Genomic DNA, 14,376 nt, shown 5'->3' with positions numbered 1-14,376 from the left:
GTCAGATGCGGGCCCGCAGCTGGTCGCGGACCTCCATCAGCGCGAAGCCGAGCAGGTTCAGGCCGCGCCAGTAGTCCGGCTTGGTCGCGTTCTTCTCCTCGCGCGCGAGCCCGCTGCCCCAGACGAGGTCCTTCTTGGACGCCTCGACGAGCACCGCGTCTCCGGTCCCCAGCAGGAACCGGCGCAGGTCGCGGTGGGCGCGGAACTTGGCCAGGTTGCCGTCGACGGCGATGTCGAACCGGTGCCGCTCCCAGGTGGCGGCGTCGAACCCGGCGACCTCGCGGCCGAGCACCTTCGCCGTCTTCGGGTCGGGCGTGGCCCGGATCAGCTCGGCCTTCTCGTGGTCGCCGAACAGCTCGGCCTTGCCGGCCATCATGTAGTGCTCGGCGGTCGGGTAGACGACGCCGTCGGCCTCGAACGGGTCGGCCCACCACTGGCTCAGGCAGCTCGCCGTCACCCGCCCCGACTTCGAGGGCGTGTGCCCGTAGAACAGCAGGTATTCGGGCTCCGCACCCTCGTGGACCTTTTCGCGCAACGCCTCGACACTGCGGACTCCGTCGACCTTCACCATCCACCTAGTGGACCACGCGCTCAGAGCAGGAAGTGGAACAGGGGGCTGCCCGGCTCGATCCGCTCCACCTGCAGCGGGCTCGCGTCCATCCGCGCCAGCAGCCCGGGCAGGTCGGCCGGCCGCGCGATCTCGATGCCGACCAGCGCCGGGCCCCTCTCGCGGTTGGTGCGCTTGACGTACTCGAAGCGCGTGATGTCGTCTTCGGGCCCGAGGACCTGCTCGAGGAACCGCCGCAGCGCGCCGGGCTCCTGAGGGAAGCTGACGAGGAAGTAGTGCTTCAGCCCTTCGTGCATCAGCGAGCGTTCGAGGATCTCGCTGTAACGGCTGACGTCGTTGTTGCCGCCGGAGACCAGGCAGACGACGGTCTGACCGGGCTCCACGTCGACGACCGTGCCCAGCGACGCCGAGGCGAGCGCGCCCGCGGGTTCGGCGATGATCCCGTCGGACTGGTACATCGCGAGCATCTCGGTGCACACCGCGCCCTCGGCGACCGCGGTCAGCTCGGCGCCGCTCTCGCGGACGAGGGGATAGGTGACCGAGCCGGCTTCGCGCACGGCGGCGCCGTCGACGAACGAGTCGAGCGCGGGCAGCCGCACCGGGTGCCCGGACTCGAGGGCCGCGGCCATGCAGGCCGCGCCCGCGGGTTCGACACCGATGATCCGGACCTCCGGGTGCCGCTCCCGCAGCCAGCTGCCGACCCCGGCGAGCAGCCCGCCGCCGCCGACGGGCACGACCACGACGTCGGGGACGAAGCTCAGCTGCTCGACCACCTCGAGGGCGACCGTGCCCTGGCCGGCGACGGTGCGGACGTCGTCGAACGCGGGCACCAGGGTCGCGCCGCTGCGCTGGGCATCCTCGTTGGCCGCGGCGAAGGCGTCTTCGTACGTTTCGCCGACAACGACGACCTCGATGTGCGCGCCACCGAGCGTCGCGATGCGTTCCCGCTTCTGCCGCGGCGTGGTGCCGGGAACGTAGACGCGGCCGTTGGCCCCGAGCCGCCGGCACGCGTACGCAACGCCCTGGGCGTGGTTGCCGGCGCTGGCGCAGACGACGCCTCGCGCGCGGACGTCCTCGTCGAGCTGGACGATGAAGTTGTAGGCGCCGCGAATCTTGTACGACCGAACCGTCTGCAGGTCCTCACGCTTCACCCAGACCTGCGCGTCCACCCGGGACGACAGCCGGGCACTCGGCTCCAGCGGCGTCCGGGTCACCACCCCGGCCAGCCGCTCGGCGGCCTTTTCGATCGTCGCCGCGGTCACCGTGTCGATGTCGTGCACCCCGGTGAATCTACGACTCGCGCCTCCCGGGCAACCGTCCGGGCCTCCGGGCGCATCAAAGGGGTGTCGAACGAGATGGGGGCGCCGATGGACGCGGGATTCACCGAGTACGTGACCGCGCGGGCCGCGTGGCTGCGCAAGGTCGCGTACTTGCTCTGCGGCGACTGGCACCGGGCCGACGACCTGGTCCAGTCGGCGGTCACCCGGCTCTACGCGAACTGGCCGCGGGCCTCCCGCGCCGACAACGTGGACGGCTACGCGCGCCGCACGCTGGTCAACACCTTCCTGGCCGAACAGCGGACGTCGTGGTGGCGGCGGGTGGATTTGCGTGAAAACGACCACGACTCGCCCGGACCCGGCGCGGACGTCGAATCGGCCCTGGACCTGCGGGCGGCGCTGGAACGGCTGCCCGCCCGGCAGCGCGCGACCGTCGTTCTGCGCTACTTCTGCGATCTCCCGGTCGCGGAGACCTCGCGGGCACTGGGCTGTTCCGAAGGCACCGTCAAGAGCCAGACCGCGAAGGCCGTGGACGCGCTTCGCGAGCTGCTGCGCGAACCCATCCGGGAGGGACGAGCATGACCGACCACGAGCTGGCCACCAAGCTGAAGGAACTGGCCGAGACGCCCGCCCCGCCGCCCCGGCTCGATATCGACCGCGCCCGCCGGATGGGGCGGCGCCGTCGTCGCGTGCGGACCACGGCGCTGGTCCTCGGTTGTGCCGCGGTCGTGACGGCCGGCGGTGTGACGGCGGTGTCGGTGCTGCGGCCGGCCCCGCCAGTAGCGACGGCGCCGGTGGTCGCATCGTCCACGCCCGCGTCCGTCGCGCCGGCACCCACCGACAACCCGATCGTGGCGAAGGCGAGCTTCGGCTGGCTCCCGGAGCAGATCAAGGGCATCGAGTACGCCGTCGGCGCGCACGGCGACACCGCGCTGGCCATCGGCCGCGGCGAGCTGGCGCCGATGATCTGGTTGTCGGTTTACGACCAGGAGCCGAACAACCCGCCTGGCCTGGGCAGACAGGCGACACGGATCCCCGTGCGGATCGGCGGCCGCGACGGCCACTGGCTCACGACCGACCCGAACGACCCGCTGAACCACGGCGAGAGCTACCTGAACTGGCGGACCCCGGACGGCCGGTGGGCCCGGCTGCACGCGTACTACCTCGCCGTCCCGGACCTGCAGGAGGTGCTGACCCGGGTGGCCGCCGGCGTGACGTTCGCGAACCGGGCGGTGCCGCTGCCGCTGCGCATCACGAGCCTGCCGGACACGTTCCACCTCACCGACGGCTACCTCTCGCGCCGCCCCGACCGGGACGGCGTGCCCTGGCGGCTGGTGCTGCAGTACTCGGTGAACGGCGGGCTGGCGACGATCAACGTCCTACCCCCGGGCGGCCCCCTGGAAGGCGTCGGCGAACAGAAGTGCGAGACGAAGAACGCCCTGAAGGTCTGCGTCGCGTTCGACCAGCCGAAGGCCATGGGCATCACCGCGAAGGAACTGCTGAGCAGGATCACCTCGCTCGGCCGGGACGAGACCGAGTGGACCGCGCACGTCTTCGGCTGATCAGCCTTTCGGCACCGCCGGGTAGGGGACGAAGGTGCTGGTGTTCTCGTCCACGGTGAGCTGCTTGCCGATCGTGGGGAACGCGCGTTGGGAGCAGGCCGGCCGTTCGCAGACCTTGCAGCCCATCCCGATGGGTGTCGCGGCGGCCGGCTCGTCCAGGTCGAGGCCCGTCGAATAGACGAGCCGTCCGGCGTGGCGGAGTTCGCAGCCCAAGCCGACGGTGAACGTCTTGCCGGGACTGCCGTAGCCGCCGATGTTGCGCGACACCGTCCGCGCGACCCAGAAGTAGCTCTTGCCGTCGGGCAGGGTCGCGATCTGGGTGAGGATCTTGCCCGGCTGGGTGAACGCCTCGTAGATGTTCCACAGCGGACAGGCCCCGCCGACGCGGGAGAAGTGGAACCCCGCCGCCGACTGCCGCTTCGACATGTTCCCGGCCCGGTCCACGCGCACGAACGAGAACGGCACCCCGCGCTGCTTGGGCCGCTGCAGCGTGGACAGCCGGTGGCAGACCGTCTCGAAGCCGACGCCGTAGTGGTCGCAAAGCCGCTCGATGTCGTAGCGGAACCGTTCGGCCGCGGCCAGGAACGGCCCGTAGGGGAGGATCAGCGCCCCGGCGAAGTAGTTCGCCAGGCCGACACGGGCGAGAGACCGGGCGGCCGGGCCGGAGAACGCCCACGAATCGGCCAGTTCGGTGATCAAGTCGTCGTACTCGAGCAGCGCGATCTGCGACGCCATCCGGAACGCCTGCTGCCCGACCCGCAGGCTCGGCGCCAGCCGCAGCACCCGCGTCATCGGCTCGTAGCGGTGCTGCTGGCCGGCGGCCTCGTCGATGCCCTCGCTGGTCACCTCGACGCCGTAGCGCTGCGAAAGCCGTTCCTTCAGCGCGCCCAGCACCTGCCCGCGCTGCAGCGGGATGTCCGCGGCCATCTTCTCGGCGCGTTCGTCGAGTTCGGCGACGTAGTTCTCGCGCTCATAGAAGAAGTCGCGGACCTCCTCGTGCGGCAGCGGCGCGGCGGCGCTGCCGTGCAGGCCCAGGCCGTTTTCCGTGGTCAGGGCGGCGGTGCTCTCGACGGCGCTGCGGTAGCTGCGGTGCAGTTTGACCAGCGCCTGCGCGATCGCCGGGAGGTTCGTGGCGAGCTCGTTGAGCTCACTGGTCGTGACGTCGACGCCGAGGACCTCGTCGAGCAGGGCTTCCTTGACGTCGGCGACCAGGCGTGAGGTGTCGTTGTTGGCGAAGAACTCGGTGTCGACGCCGAACGCCTGCGTGATCCGCAGCAGCACCGGCACGGTCAGCGGGCGCGCGTTGTGCTCGATCTGGTTGAGGTAACTGGGTGAGATCTCCAGCACACGAGCGAGGTCCGCCTGGCTCATCGAGCGGCTTTCGCGAAGGTGCCGCAACCGCGCGCCGGCGAAAGTCTTCTCCATTCGTGCCTCCCTTTCCGGAAGGTTTCCGGTCCTGAACGGTTACGTGAACGGTCAAGAACGCGGATTTTCGATCACCTGCGAACCAGCTGATTCGCAACCTTTGCAAAGAGCGTACGGACCCTTCGCACAAATTGGCAACTTGGACGACTGGACCTTGTTTTCGCTGGCATGTCAGGGTCAGACCAAGCAAGGCGAGCAATCGCAAACTTCGCAACACCGGGAGATCCGATGACGGAACAGGCCAAGCAGGCGGCCGCGGAGCTGGCCGCGCAGTGGGCGAGCGACCCCCGCTGGGCGGGCGTGCAGCGCTCCTACTCGGCCGAAGACGTGATCAAGCTGCGCGGCAGCGTCGTCGAGGAGCACACCCTGGCCCGCCGCGGCGCGGAGAAGCTCTGGGACCTGCTGCACACCGAGGACTACATCCACGCGCTCGGCGCCCTGACCGGTAACCAGGCCGTCCAGCAGGTCCGCGCGGGCCTGCAGGCGATCTACCTGTCCGGCTGGCAGGTCGCGGCCGACGCCAACCTGGCCGGCCAGACCTACCCCGACCAGAGCCTGTACCCGGCCAACTCCGTGCCGGCCGTGGTCCGCCGCATCAACAACGCGCTGGGCCGCGCCGACCAGATCAGCTGGGCCGAGGGCAACACCGACATCGACTGGTACGCCCCGATCGTCGCCGACGCCGAGGCCGGCTTCGGTGGCCCGCTCAACGCGTTCGAGCTGATGAAGGGCATGATCGCGGCCGGCGCCGCGGGCGTGCACTGGGAAGACCAGCTCGCGTCCGAGAAGAAGTGTGGTCACCTCGGCGGCAAGGTGCTGATCCCGACCAAGCAGCACGAGCGCACGCTGAACGCCGCCCGCCTCGCCGCGGACGTGCTGAACGTGCCGTCCCTGATCGTCGCCCGCACCGACGCGCAGGCCGCGACGCTGCTGACCAGCGACGTCGACGAGCGCGACCAGCAGTTCCTCACCGGGGGCCGCACCGCCGAAGGCTTCTACGAGGTCCGCAACGGCATCGAGCCCTGCATCGAGCGCGGCCTGGCCTACGCCCAGTACGCCGACCTGCTCTGGATGGAGACCTCCGAGCCGGACCTCGAGGTGGCGCGCAAGTACGCCGAGGCGATCAAGGCGAAGTTCCCGGACCAGATGCTGGCCTACAACTGCTCGCCGTCGTTCAACTGGAAGAAGCACCTGGACGACGCCACGATCGCGAAGTTCCAGCGCGAGCTCGGCCACATGGGCTACAAGTTCCAGTTCATCACGCTGGCCGGCTTCCACGCGCTGAACTACTCGATGTTCGACCTGGCGCACGGCTACGCCCGGGAAGGCATGACCGCCTACGTCGACCTGCAGGAGCGCGAGTTCGCTTCGGAGAGCCGCGGCTACACGGCGACCAAGCACCAGCGCGAGGTCGGCACCGGCTACTTCGACAACGTCGCGACGGCGCTGAACCCGGAGAGCTCGACCACGGCGCTCAAGGGCTCCACCGAAGAGGCCCAGTTCCACTGATCCCCGGCCGCGGCCTGACGGCGGCACCCCCCACCGTCGTCAGGCCGCGACCCTCCCCTTTTGTTCTTCCCCGCCCACAGCTCGCGGAGGCACCCCATGGTTGATCGGCTGAACTACCGCATCGAGGTCACCGGCCCGGTCGAGGGCCGGTTCGCGGAGATCCTGACCCCGGCGGCACTCGACTTCCTGGCCAAGCTGGACAACACGTTCGCCGGACGCCGGCGCGAGCTGCTCGACGCCCGCCGCACGCGGCGTGAGGAACTGCAGTCGGGCGAGAAGCCGCTCGGCTTCCTGCCCGAAACCCGCCGGATCCGCGACGACGAGTCGTGGCACGTCGCCCCGACCGCGCCGGGCCTGGAGGACCGCCGCGTCGAGATCACCGGCCCGACCGACCGCAAGATGACGGTCAACGCGCTGAACTCCGGCGCCAAGGTCTGGCTGGCGGACTTCGAGGACGCGACGTCGCCGACGTGGCACAACGTCATCGACGGCCAGCTCAACCTCTACGACGCCATCCGCCGCAACATCGACTTCACCACTGAGGCGGGCAAGCGCTACACCATCGGCGACGACCCGGCGACGATCGTCGCCCGGCCCCGCGGCTGGCACCTGGTCGAGAAGCACATCCGCATCGACGGCCGCCCGGTGTCGGCGAGCCTGGTCGACTTCGGCCTGTACATCTTCCACAACGCGCGCCAGCTGATCGCCCGCGGCGCCGGCCCGTACTTCTACCTGCCGAAGCTGGAGAACCACCTCGAAGCGCGTCTCTGGAACGACGTTTTCCTGCTGGCGCAGCGCGAGCTGGGCATCCCGCGCGGCACCATCCGCGCCACCGTGCTGATCGAGACGATCACCGCCGCGTTCGAGATGGACGAAATCCTCTACGAGCTGCGTGAGCACGCCGCGGGCCTGAACGCGGGCCGCTGGGACTACATCTTCAGCCTCATCAAGAACTTCGCCGCGCACGGCGCCGACTTCGTCCTGCCGGACCGCGCGCAGGTCACCATGACCGTGCCGTTCATGCGGGCCTACACCGAGCTGCTGGTGCAGACCTGCCACAAGCGCGGCGCGCACGCCATCGGCGGCATGGCCGCGTTCATCCCGAGCAAGGACCCGGAGATCAACGCGACCGCGCTCGAGAAGGTCCGCGCCGACAAGGAACGCGAGGCCGGCGACGGTTTCGACGGCTCATGGGTCGCGCACCCGGGCCTGGTCCCGGTCTGCCGCGAGGTCTTCGACAGCGTGCTCGGCGGCTGGCCCAACCAGCTCGGCAAGCTGCGCGAAGACGTCCACGTCACCGCCGAGGACCTGCTCGACGTGGCCAGCGCCGGCGGCGAGGTCACCGAGGCGGGCGTGCGCGCGAACATCAACGTCGCGCTCCGCTACGTCGACGCGTGGCTGCGCGGCACCGGCGCGGCGGCGATCCACAACCTGATGGAGGATGCGGCCACCGCGGAGATCGCGCGGTGCCAGGTTTGGCAGTGGATCCGCAACGGCACGAAGCTCGAGGACGGCACGGCGCTGACCCGCGAGCTGGCGGTCGAATTCCTGGACGACGAGCTCGCCTCGGTGCGCGCCGACCTCGGCGACGGCAACCGCCTCGACGACGCGTACGAGATCTTCACCGAAACCGCGCTGGGCGAGAAGCTGCCGAGCTTCCTCACCACGGGTGCCTACGCGCGGTACCTCACGGACGCCCGGTAGCAGGGCCCCGGCCTCCCCTACCTGACGAGGGGAGGCCGGATTCCACACTGTTGGGATGGTGTGGGTCCGGACCGGTCCGGTGACGGCGGCTCCCCGTCACCGGACCGGTTCATGTCTTTCACAGCAGGAAAACCCGTCGCGTCACGGCCTCGGGCGGTTCGCAGCAGGTGAAACCGGTGATGCCCGGCAGCGTGGCGCCTCGCCCGCGTGGCGTGAGCAACCACCGGACCGTCCGGAAGGCGTAGATGGCGACCAGAGTCGCCATCGCCAGCAGGATGACCACCGCAATCCAGCTGAGGTCGTAGAGGGCACCCTTCGCCCCGAACACCAGCACGAAGATGACCGAAGCCAGCGACGAGAAGACCGACAACAGCGTCAGGCACGCGCCGGCGACGAGACCGCGCGGACTGCCGACGAGATGGTCCATCGGGTCCGTCGGCGCCTTGCGTGCCGTCTTCTCCTTCTGTCCCACGGTATAAGCGATCGGCGCACAAGCGGCGACAGCGACGTAGAACGCAGACGCCACGGCGAAAGCCGTCGAAGCCCCGGCCGAGATCGCCGCGTCCAGCTTCCCGGAGAACGCGGCGAGCAAAGTGGCGAACGCGGCGGTCAGCGCCGTGAGATTGCTGGCCCAGCTGTCCGTGAACTTCCACTGGGCGCCGCCGGGAAGCTCGGCACCGGGGGCCCGCCTGGCGAGCCGGCCGAGCACACAGCCCATCACCAGGGTCGCGCCCGCGCCCGCGACCAGGCCCCAGCCGAGCACGCGCCAGTCGGGTACCACCTGCGCGTCGGCCGCCAAGACGAAGGTTTCCATGCGCCGACTCCATTCCTCAGCCGTGTACGGAGTGGTAGGTAGTCGGCCGCCGACGGCAGCTCGTTACGCAGAGTTGTCACTCACACGAGTGCTTTCAGCAGGACTTTCGCGGCTTCCCCGGCCGTGTCCGCCTCGCGGGGGTCCCCGGTGATCGCGGCGAGCACGGTCGCGCCTTCCATGAGCGAGAACAGCTGGTCGGCGAGGTTCTGGTCGGGAACGAGACCACGCAGGTACGCCCGCACCTCGTCCTTGTGCTTGCGGATCGCGGCGGCGATGCCCGGAGCGGGTTCGCCGAACTCGCCGAAGGAGTTGACGAACGCGCAGCCGCGGAAGCCGGGCTCGGCGAACCAGTTCTTCAGCCACGCGAACACGGCCAGCGGATCGTCGCCGCGGACGTGGACGAAATCGCGCAACGACCCCCGCCAGCGCTCGTCGCGGCGAAGCAGGTACGCCTCGACCAGGTCGTTCTTTGCCGGGAACGTCTGGTAGAGCCGCTTGAGCGAGACGCCGGAGCGTTCCCGGACGGCGTCCATTCCGACCGCCTGCACGCCGTGGGCGTAGAAGAGGTCCTCAGCGGCCTCCAGCAGCCGGTCGGTCGCCTCCGTGGAATCCATGTCACCTGCCCCTGGCGCTGAGAATGATCGTTCTCTAGTCTAGCGGGAGCCGTGGAGAACGCACGTTCTCCACGGTCGGAAGGAGCTGTCATGACCCCGCGCCCGCCGTTCCCGCCGTTCGACGAGGACGCCGCCCGCCAGAAGGTCCAGGCCGCCGAAGACGCGTGGAACACCCGCGACCCGGAGCGCGTCTCGCTGGCGTACACGGAGGATTCGGTCTGGCGCAATCGCGACCGGCACGTCGTCGGGCGCGCGCAGATCGTCGAATTCCTGACTGGAAAGTGGGCGCGCGAGCTGGACTACGCGCTGCGCAAGGAACTGTGGGGTTTTCGCGGCAACCGCATCGGCGTCCGGTTCCAGTACGAGTCCCGGACCGCCGAAGGTCAGTGGTTTCGCAGCTACGGCAACGAGCTGTGGGAGTTCAGCGACGAAGGCCTGATGCGACGCCGCGAAGCGAGCATCAACGACGTCCCGATCACCGAAGCCGACCGCCGCATCTTCGGCCCGCGGCCGGAGTCCGAGCACGGCCTGCTGTTGCCGATCTTCTGAGTCCGCTCTCGGCGGAACGACGTCCGGCGGGGTTGGGCCCCGGGCATGCTTGGGCCATGACGACATCGGCGTTCGGCGGCGAAGTGAGCGAGTACTACCAGCGGTTCCGCCGCGGCTACCCGCCCGAGGTGGCGGACGAGCTGACCAGGACGTTCACGCTGACCCGCGACGACGTCGTCTTCGACCTCGGCTGCGGCACCGGCCAGCTCACCCGGGCCCTGGCGCCTCGCGTCGGAGCGGTCCTGGGCATGGACCCGGAACCGGCGATGCTGGCCCAAGCCCGCCAGGCGACGGCGGAGCCGAATGTCGGCTGGCTGCTCGGCGCGGATTCCGACGTCGGCGCGCTGACGGCGGCGCTCGGGCCGGGCCGCCTGGCCGCGGTGACGGTGGCGCAGGCGTTGCACTGGATGGACCACGAGCGGCTGTTCGCGGCGGTCCGGCCGCTGCTGCGTCCCGGCGGCGGTGTCGCGGTGGTGACCAACGGCGAACCGCTGTGGCTGCAGGACACGGCGTGGTCGACCGCGCTGCGCGAGGTCGCCTCCGCTTACCTGGGCACTCCGCTGCACCGGACCTGCGGCACGGACGACGCGAGCCAGGAGCGGTACGCGAAGGCCCTCGCGGCCGCCGGGTACGCCGTGGACTCGACGGTCGTCGAGTACTCCGCGCCGCTGAGCGTCGAGGAAATCGCCGGTGGTCTTTTTTCGGCCATGAGCCCGGAGCAGCTGCCCGGCCCGGACGCGAGGCCGGCGTTCATCGAGCGCATCCGGGCGGCGGTCACCCCGCACGGCCCGCTGCGGGAACGCGTCCGGGTCCGGTTGCTGACCGGAACCCGGTGAACCGGACGAACCGATCACGGAAGGCGAATACGTACCGGTCCGTGCTGTTCCGCTTATTGTTTCCCCGGGAGGCGGCGCGGATGCTCGCTGCGAGGCGCCGATCGCGCCGCCGTTCCCCGAGGAGTTCCCATGATTAGCAGGTTGAGAGCTGTCATCGCCGCCCTCATCGTCGTCTTTTCGCTCGCGGTCGCCGTGGACGGATTTTCGGCCACGGCCGTCCCGTCCGGTCCGGACTGCTTCCGGCCCTGCCGGTTCTGAGCGGCGGCTGCCTAGATTTCCGGGATCTCGGCCGGGACCGGTTCGAACGCGTTCCCGGTGGCGATCTTCGGCCGGGGCAGCTCGACCGGTTCGCCCGGCTTCGCCCGCCGGTAGACCTCGGCGGTCGCTTCGGCGATCCGGCCCCAGTCGAAGTCCGCGGCCAGCCGGGACTGCGCGGCCCGCGCGCGCTCGGCCGCAGCCTCGGCGTCGGAGAGCACCGTCGTCACCGCGTTGGCCAATTCCGCGACATCGCCGGGGCTGAACGCCAGCCCGGTCTCGCCGTGGACCACGACCTCGCCGAGCCCGCCGGCCGTCGAGGCGACCAGCGGCGCCTTCGCGGCCGCGGCCTCCAGCGCGACGATGCCGAACGGCTCGTACCGGCTCGGCAGGACAACGGCGTCGGCCGCGGCCAGCGCCGCCCGGAGGTCGCGGTCGGACAGGTGCCCGACGAAGTCGACCGCGCGCCGCACCCGCAGCTTCCGCGACTGTTCGACCAGCTCGTCGAAGTGTCGTCCTTTTCCGGCAACGACCACGCGGGTGCCCGGGTGGCGGCGCCGGATGCGGGGGAGTGCGGCCAGCAGGTCCTGCACGCCCTTCTCCCACTCGAGTCGTCCGAAATAGAGCAACAACGGCGCACCGGCCGGGCTGTAGACCTCGCGGGCGTGCGCGATCTCGTCCGCGGGCACCTGCCAGCCGCGCTCCTCGATGCCGTTGTGGATCACCGTGACGTCGGCCGCTTCGACCTCGAAGAGGTGCGCGACCTCGCGGCGCATGGCCTGGGAGCAGGTGATCAGCGCGTCGGCGCGGTTGGCCAGCCACCACTCGACCGAGTGGACCTGCTGGTTCAGCGGGTGCGACAGCCAGCCGGAATGCCGTCCGGCTTCGGTCGCGTGGATCGTGCCGACCAGCGGCACCCGCGCGGCCTCGGCGATCGCGATGGCCGGGTGGGCGACCAGCCAGTCGTGCGCGTGGACGACGTCGGGCTGCCAGGTGCGCAGCAGGTCCTGCGCGGCGCGGATCATGGCGTGCCCCATGGCCAGCGTCCAAGCGACGAGGTCCCGTTCGAAGGTCACGTGCATCGGGTCCTCGGCCACCCGGATGACCCGCACGCCTTCGACGACCCGATCGGTGCGGGGGTGCGTCCCGGCGTCGGTGCCCGCAGCGTGCCGGCAGAGGACGACGACGTCGTGGCCCTGGCGGGCGAGGTGGGTGGCGAGCGCGTGGACGTGCCGGGCCAGGCCCCCGATGGCCACGGGCGGGTACTCCCAGGACAGCATCAGCACTCGCATGGGCAGAGGTTACTCGCGAGTCAGAAGGCCTCGACGCGCCCGTGCTCGCGAAGTGTTCACATGTGATCTCGATCACTGGCAGAGGTCGCGATCTCTGCCAGCATCGACCGGGATGACTTCTCCCGAGGACCGCGGCTGGCGCCGGCTCGACCCGCCCCTGCCGACGCCGTGGAGCGGCGACGTCGCTCCGGACAACGCGCTGCCCGAGTACCCGCGACCCCAGCTCACGCGACTTCGCTGGCTCAGTCTCAACGGCGTCTGGGAGTACGCGGGCTGGCCGTCGTCGCCGGATGAGCCACGGCCGTCCGGCTACGCCGAGCGCATCCTGGTCCCGTTCCCGCCGGAATCGGCGTTGTCCGGAATTCGGCGACGCGACGAAGTCCTCTGGTACCGGCGTCTTTTCGAGGTCCCCGCCGACTGGCGCGGCTCGCGGGTCCTCCTGCACTTCGGCGCGGTCGACCAGACGGCGAAGGTCTGGGTCAACAACCAGCTCGTCGCGACGCACGAAGGCGGCTACACGGCGTTCAGCGCGGACATCACCGACGTCCTGCGTGCCGCGGGACCGCAGGAGCTGACCGTCCGCGCCGAGGACCGCACCGACGTAGAGCCCTTCCCGGTCGGGAAGCAGCGCAACGCGCCCGGTGGGATCTGCTACACGCCGTCGTCCGGAATCTGGCAAACGGTCTGGCTCGAGCCGGTCCCGGAGACTCGGGTCGAGCGCGTGGACCTCACTCCGGACCTGACCGGTGTGACGGTGTTCCCGCAGGTCACCGGCGGTGCTCAGGTCGTTGTCGTCATTTCGGCGAACGACGTCGAGGTGGCTCGGGCATCGGGCCCGGCCGGGGCCGCGGTGCGCGTCGACGTCCCTTCACCGCGCCTCTGGACGCCCGACGACCCGCACCTCTACGCGCTGCGTGTCCAGCTGCTCGACGAGCGTGGTGCGATTTCGGACGAGGTCGGCAGCTACGCCGGCCTGCGGACGATCGGCCTGGTCCCGGACGGGCAAGGGCGCCCGCGGATCGCGCTCAACGGCCGTGTCACTTTTCTGCACGGACCGCTCGACCAGGGCTACTGGCCGGACGGCATCTCGACCGCGCCCACCGACGATGCCCTGCGCTTCGACCTCGAGAAGACGAAGGAGCTGGGCTTCAACTTCGTCCGCAAGCACGTCAAGGTCGAGCCGGCCCGCTGGTACTTCTGGGCCGACACGCTGGGGTTGGTCGTCTGGCAGGACATGCCGTCGCTGACGGTGTCGTTCGACGGACCACCCGGAATCGCGCCGGACCCGGTCCCGCGGGCACGCGAACGCTTCGAAGCGGAGCTGGCCGAAATGGTGACGCAGCTGCAAGCGGTTCCCTCGATCGTCGGCTGGGTTCCGTTCAACGAGGGCTGGGGCGAGTTCGACACCGCCCGTGTCGCGGAATCGGTCAAAGCCCTCGACCCGACGCGGTTGGTCATCGCGAACAGCGGGGTCAACTGCTGTTTCTCGCGACCGGACAGCGGCGCGGGCGACGTCTACGACGACCACACGTACGTGGGCCCGGGGACGCCGTCGGTGACCGACGGCCGCGCTATCGTCGACGGCGAGTACGGCGGCCTCGGTCTCGTCCTGGACGACCACCGCTGGCCTGGTCCGCCGAACGCGTACGAGATGACGCCGACGCCGGAGCGGCTCACCGAGCGCTACGCCGAGGTGAGTGCCGCCCTCGAGCGCGTGGTGGCGGAGCGCGGCTTGTCCGGCGCCGTCTACACCCAGACGACGGACGTCGAAAACGAGGTCAACGGGCTGCTGACCTACGACCGTCGCCTGGTCAAGGTGGACCCGGCCGTGGTGGCGAAGTGCGCGCGAGCGGTGATCGACGCGGGCTCGTCCTGATTTCGACCACGGCCCGTCGCGAAACCGGCCGGCGCCCCGGCACCGGCGGGATCCACCAACGCAGCCAGCGGCCCAGGAGGTGGATCCTGCCGTGA

At 70.2% G+C, this 14,376-nt stretch carries 14 protein-coding genes; 8 read left to right on the top strand and 6 right to left on the bottom strand.

From position 1 onward, the window contains the following. Nucleotide 1 precedes the first annotated feature (1 nt). Both DV20_RS16075 and ilvA read right to left on the bottom strand, forming a co-directional pair. Nucleotides 2–571, bottom strand: a complete 570-nt coding sequence (locus DV20_RS16075; protein ID WP_043780850.1) for an NADAR family protein — start codon at nucleotides 569–571, stop codon at nucleotides 2–4. Nucleotides 572–591: 20 nt separating this feature from the next. Beyond that, on the bottom strand, nucleotides 592–1,848 hold the full coding sequence (gene ilvA / locus DV20_RS16070) for a threonine ammonia-lyase IlvA (protein ID WP_043780849.1): 1,257 nt from the start codon (nucleotides 1,846–1,848) through the stop codon (nucleotides 592–594). A gap of 87 nt (nucleotides 1,849–1,935) precedes the next feature. Here ilvA and DV20_RS16065 point away from each other — a divergent pair, with 87 nt between their 5' ends. Further along, on the top strand, nucleotides 1,936–2,427 hold the full coding sequence (locus tag DV20_RS16065) for a SigE family RNA polymerase sigma factor (protein WP_043780848.1): 492 nt from the start codon (nucleotides 1,936–1,938) through the stop codon (nucleotides 2,425–2,427). Then, nucleotides 2,424–3,407, top strand: coding sequence for a hypothetical protein (locus DV20_RS16060; protein ID WP_043780847.1), 984 nt, complete (start codon nucleotides 2,424–2,426; stop codon nucleotides 3,405–3,407). Before DV20_RS16065 ends, DV20_RS16060 begins: the two co-directional genes overlap by 4 nt. On the opposite strand, the gene DV20_RS16055 is transcribed toward DV20_RS16060, so the two are convergent. Then, nucleotides 3,408–4,832 carry a short-chain fatty acyl-CoA regulator family protein gene (locus DV20_RS16055; RefSeq protein ID WP_043780844.1) on the bottom strand — a complete coding sequence of 475 codons (1,425 nt, stop codon included), beginning with the start codon at nucleotides 4,830–4,832 and terminating at the stop codon, nucleotides 3,408–3,410. It lies immediately after the preceding gene. 228 nt (nucleotides 4,833–5,060) lie between these two features. Here DV20_RS16055 and aceA point away from each other — a divergent pair, with 228 nt between their 5' ends. After that, a complete protein-coding gene (aceA, locus tag DV20_RS16050) occupies nucleotides 5,061–6,341 on the top strand; it encodes an isocitrate lyase (RefSeq protein WP_043780842.1) in 1,281 nt (426 codons plus the stop codon). Between the two features lie 96 nt (nucleotides 6,342–6,437). Further along, on the top strand, nucleotides 6,438–8,045 hold the full coding sequence (gene aceB, locus DV20_RS16045; protein ID WP_043780840.1) for a malate synthase A: 1,608 nt from the start codon (nucleotides 6,438–6,440) through the stop codon (nucleotides 8,043–8,045). A 118-nt stretch (nucleotides 8,046–8,163) separates the two neighbouring features. Here aceB and DV20_RS16040 read toward each other — a convergent pair whose 3' ends face one another. Beyond that, complete coding sequence (locus DV20_RS16040; protein WP_043780838.1) at nucleotides 8,164–8,859, bottom strand: hypothetical protein; 696 nt, start codon at nucleotides 8,857–8,859, stop codon at nucleotides 8,164–8,166. A gap of 80 nt (nucleotides 8,860–8,939) precedes the next feature. Continuing rightward, entirely contained in the window at nucleotides 8,940–9,473 is a 534-nt protein-coding gene (locus tag DV20_RS16035) for a TetR/AcrR family transcriptional regulator (RefSeq protein ID WP_043780837.1), read from the bottom strand. Between the two features lie 90 nt (nucleotides 9,474–9,563). Here DV20_RS16035 and DV20_RS16030 point away from each other — a divergent pair, with 90 nt between their 5' ends. From DV20_RS16030 to DV20_RS46995, 3 genes are all read left to right on the top strand, one after another. Next, nucleotides 9,564–10,022 (top strand): nuclear transport factor 2 family protein, encoded by a 459-nt coding sequence (locus DV20_RS16030; protein ID WP_043780835.1) that lies wholly within the window; start codon nucleotides 9,564–9,566, stop codon nucleotides 10,020–10,022. Nucleotides 10,023–10,078: 56 nt separating this feature from the next. Continuing rightward, a complete protein-coding gene (locus DV20_RS16025; RefSeq protein WP_043780833.1) occupies nucleotides 10,079–10,858 on the top strand; it encodes a class I SAM-dependent methyltransferase in 780 nt (259 codons plus the stop codon). A 129-nt stretch (nucleotides 10,859–10,987) separates the two neighbouring features. Next, complete coding sequence (locus DV20_RS46995) at nucleotides 10,988–11,116, top strand: hypothetical protein (protein ID WP_268747426.1); 129 nt, start codon at nucleotides 10,988–10,990, stop codon at nucleotides 11,114–11,116. A gap of 11 nt (nucleotides 11,117–11,127) precedes the next feature. On the opposite strand, the gene DV20_RS16020 is transcribed toward DV20_RS46995, so the two are convergent. Beyond that, nucleotides 11,128–12,405: a glycosyltransferase family 4 protein gene (locus DV20_RS16020; RefSeq protein WP_043780832.1), complete on the bottom strand. Its 1,278-nt coding sequence runs from the start codon at nucleotides 12,403–12,405 to the stop codon at nucleotides 11,128–11,130. Nucleotides 12,406–12,517: 112 nt separating this feature from the next. Here DV20_RS16020 and DV20_RS16015 point away from each other — a divergent pair, with 112 nt between their 5' ends. Next, nucleotides 12,518–14,281, top strand: a complete 1,764-nt coding sequence (locus tag DV20_RS16015) for a glycoside hydrolase family 2 protein (RefSeq protein ID WP_043780831.1) — start codon at nucleotides 12,518–12,520, stop codon at nucleotides 14,279–14,281. The last annotated feature ends 95 nt before the right edge of the window (nucleotides 14,282–14,376 follow it).

This window comes from Amycolatopsis rifamycinica (genome assembly GCF_000695625.1).
Lineage (GTDB): Bacteria > Actinomycetota > Actinomycetes > Mycobacteriales > Pseudonocardiaceae > Amycolatopsis > Amycolatopsis rifamycinica.
The sequence above is the reverse complement of the archived record's forward strand: the minus strand, read 5'-3'. Positions and strand labels throughout refer to the sequence as shown.

What these genes read in the sequence shown, in the direction of transcription:
- DV20_RS16075 (WP_043780850.1), bottom strand. Translation starts at nt 571, where the DNA reads ATGGTGAAGGTCGACGGAGTCCGCAGTGTCGAGGCGTTGCGCGAAAAG.
- DV20_RS16065 (WP_043780848.1), top strand. Translation starts at nt 1,936, where the DNA reads ATGGACGCGGGATTCACCGAGTACGTGACCGCGCGGGCCGCGTGGCTG.
- DV20_RS16060 (WP_043780847.1), top strand. Translation starts at nt 2,424, where the DNA reads ATGACCGACCACGAGCTGGCCACCAAGCTGAAGGAACTGGCCGAGACG.
- DV20_RS16055 (WP_043780844.1), bottom strand. Translation starts at nt 4,832, where the DNA reads ATGGAGAAGACTTTCGCCGGCGCGCGGTTGCGGCACCTTCGCGAAAGC.
- aceA (WP_043780842.1), top strand. Translation starts at nt 5,061, where the DNA reads ATGACGGAACAGGCCAAGCAGGCGGCCGCGGAGCTGGCCGCGCAGTGG.
- aceB (WP_043780840.1), top strand. Translation starts at nt 6,438, where the DNA reads ATGGTTGATCGGCTGAACTACCGCATCGAGGTCACCGGCCCGGTCGAG.
- DV20_RS16040 (WP_043780838.1), bottom strand. Translation starts at nt 8,859, where the DNA reads ATGGAAACCTTCGTCTTGGCGGCCGACGCGCAGGTGGTACCCGACTGG.
- DV20_RS16035 (WP_043780837.1), bottom strand. Translation starts at nt 9,473, where the DNA reads ATGGATTCCACGGAGGCGACCGACCGGCTGCTGGAGGCCGCTGAGGAC.
- DV20_RS16030 (WP_043780835.1), top strand. Translation starts at nt 9,564, where the DNA reads ATGACCCCGCGCCCGCCGTTCCCGCCGTTCGACGAGGACGCCGCCCGC.
- DV20_RS16025 (WP_043780833.1), top strand. Translation starts at nt 10,079, where the DNA reads ATGACGACATCGGCGTTCGGCGGCGAAGTGAGCGAGTACTACCAGCGG.
- DV20_RS46995 (WP_268747426.1), top strand. Translation starts at nt 10,988, where the DNA reads ATGATTAGCAGGTTGAGAGCTGTCATCGCCGCCCTCATCGTCGTCTTT.
- DV20_RS16020 (WP_043780832.1), bottom strand. Translation starts at nt 12,405, where the DNA reads ATGCGAGTGCTGATGCTGTCCTGGGAGTACCCGCCCGTGGCCATCGGG.
- DV20_RS16015 (WP_043780831.1), top strand. Translation starts at nt 12,518, where the DNA reads ATGACTTCTCCCGAGGACCGCGGCTGGCGCCGGCTCGACCCGCCCCTG.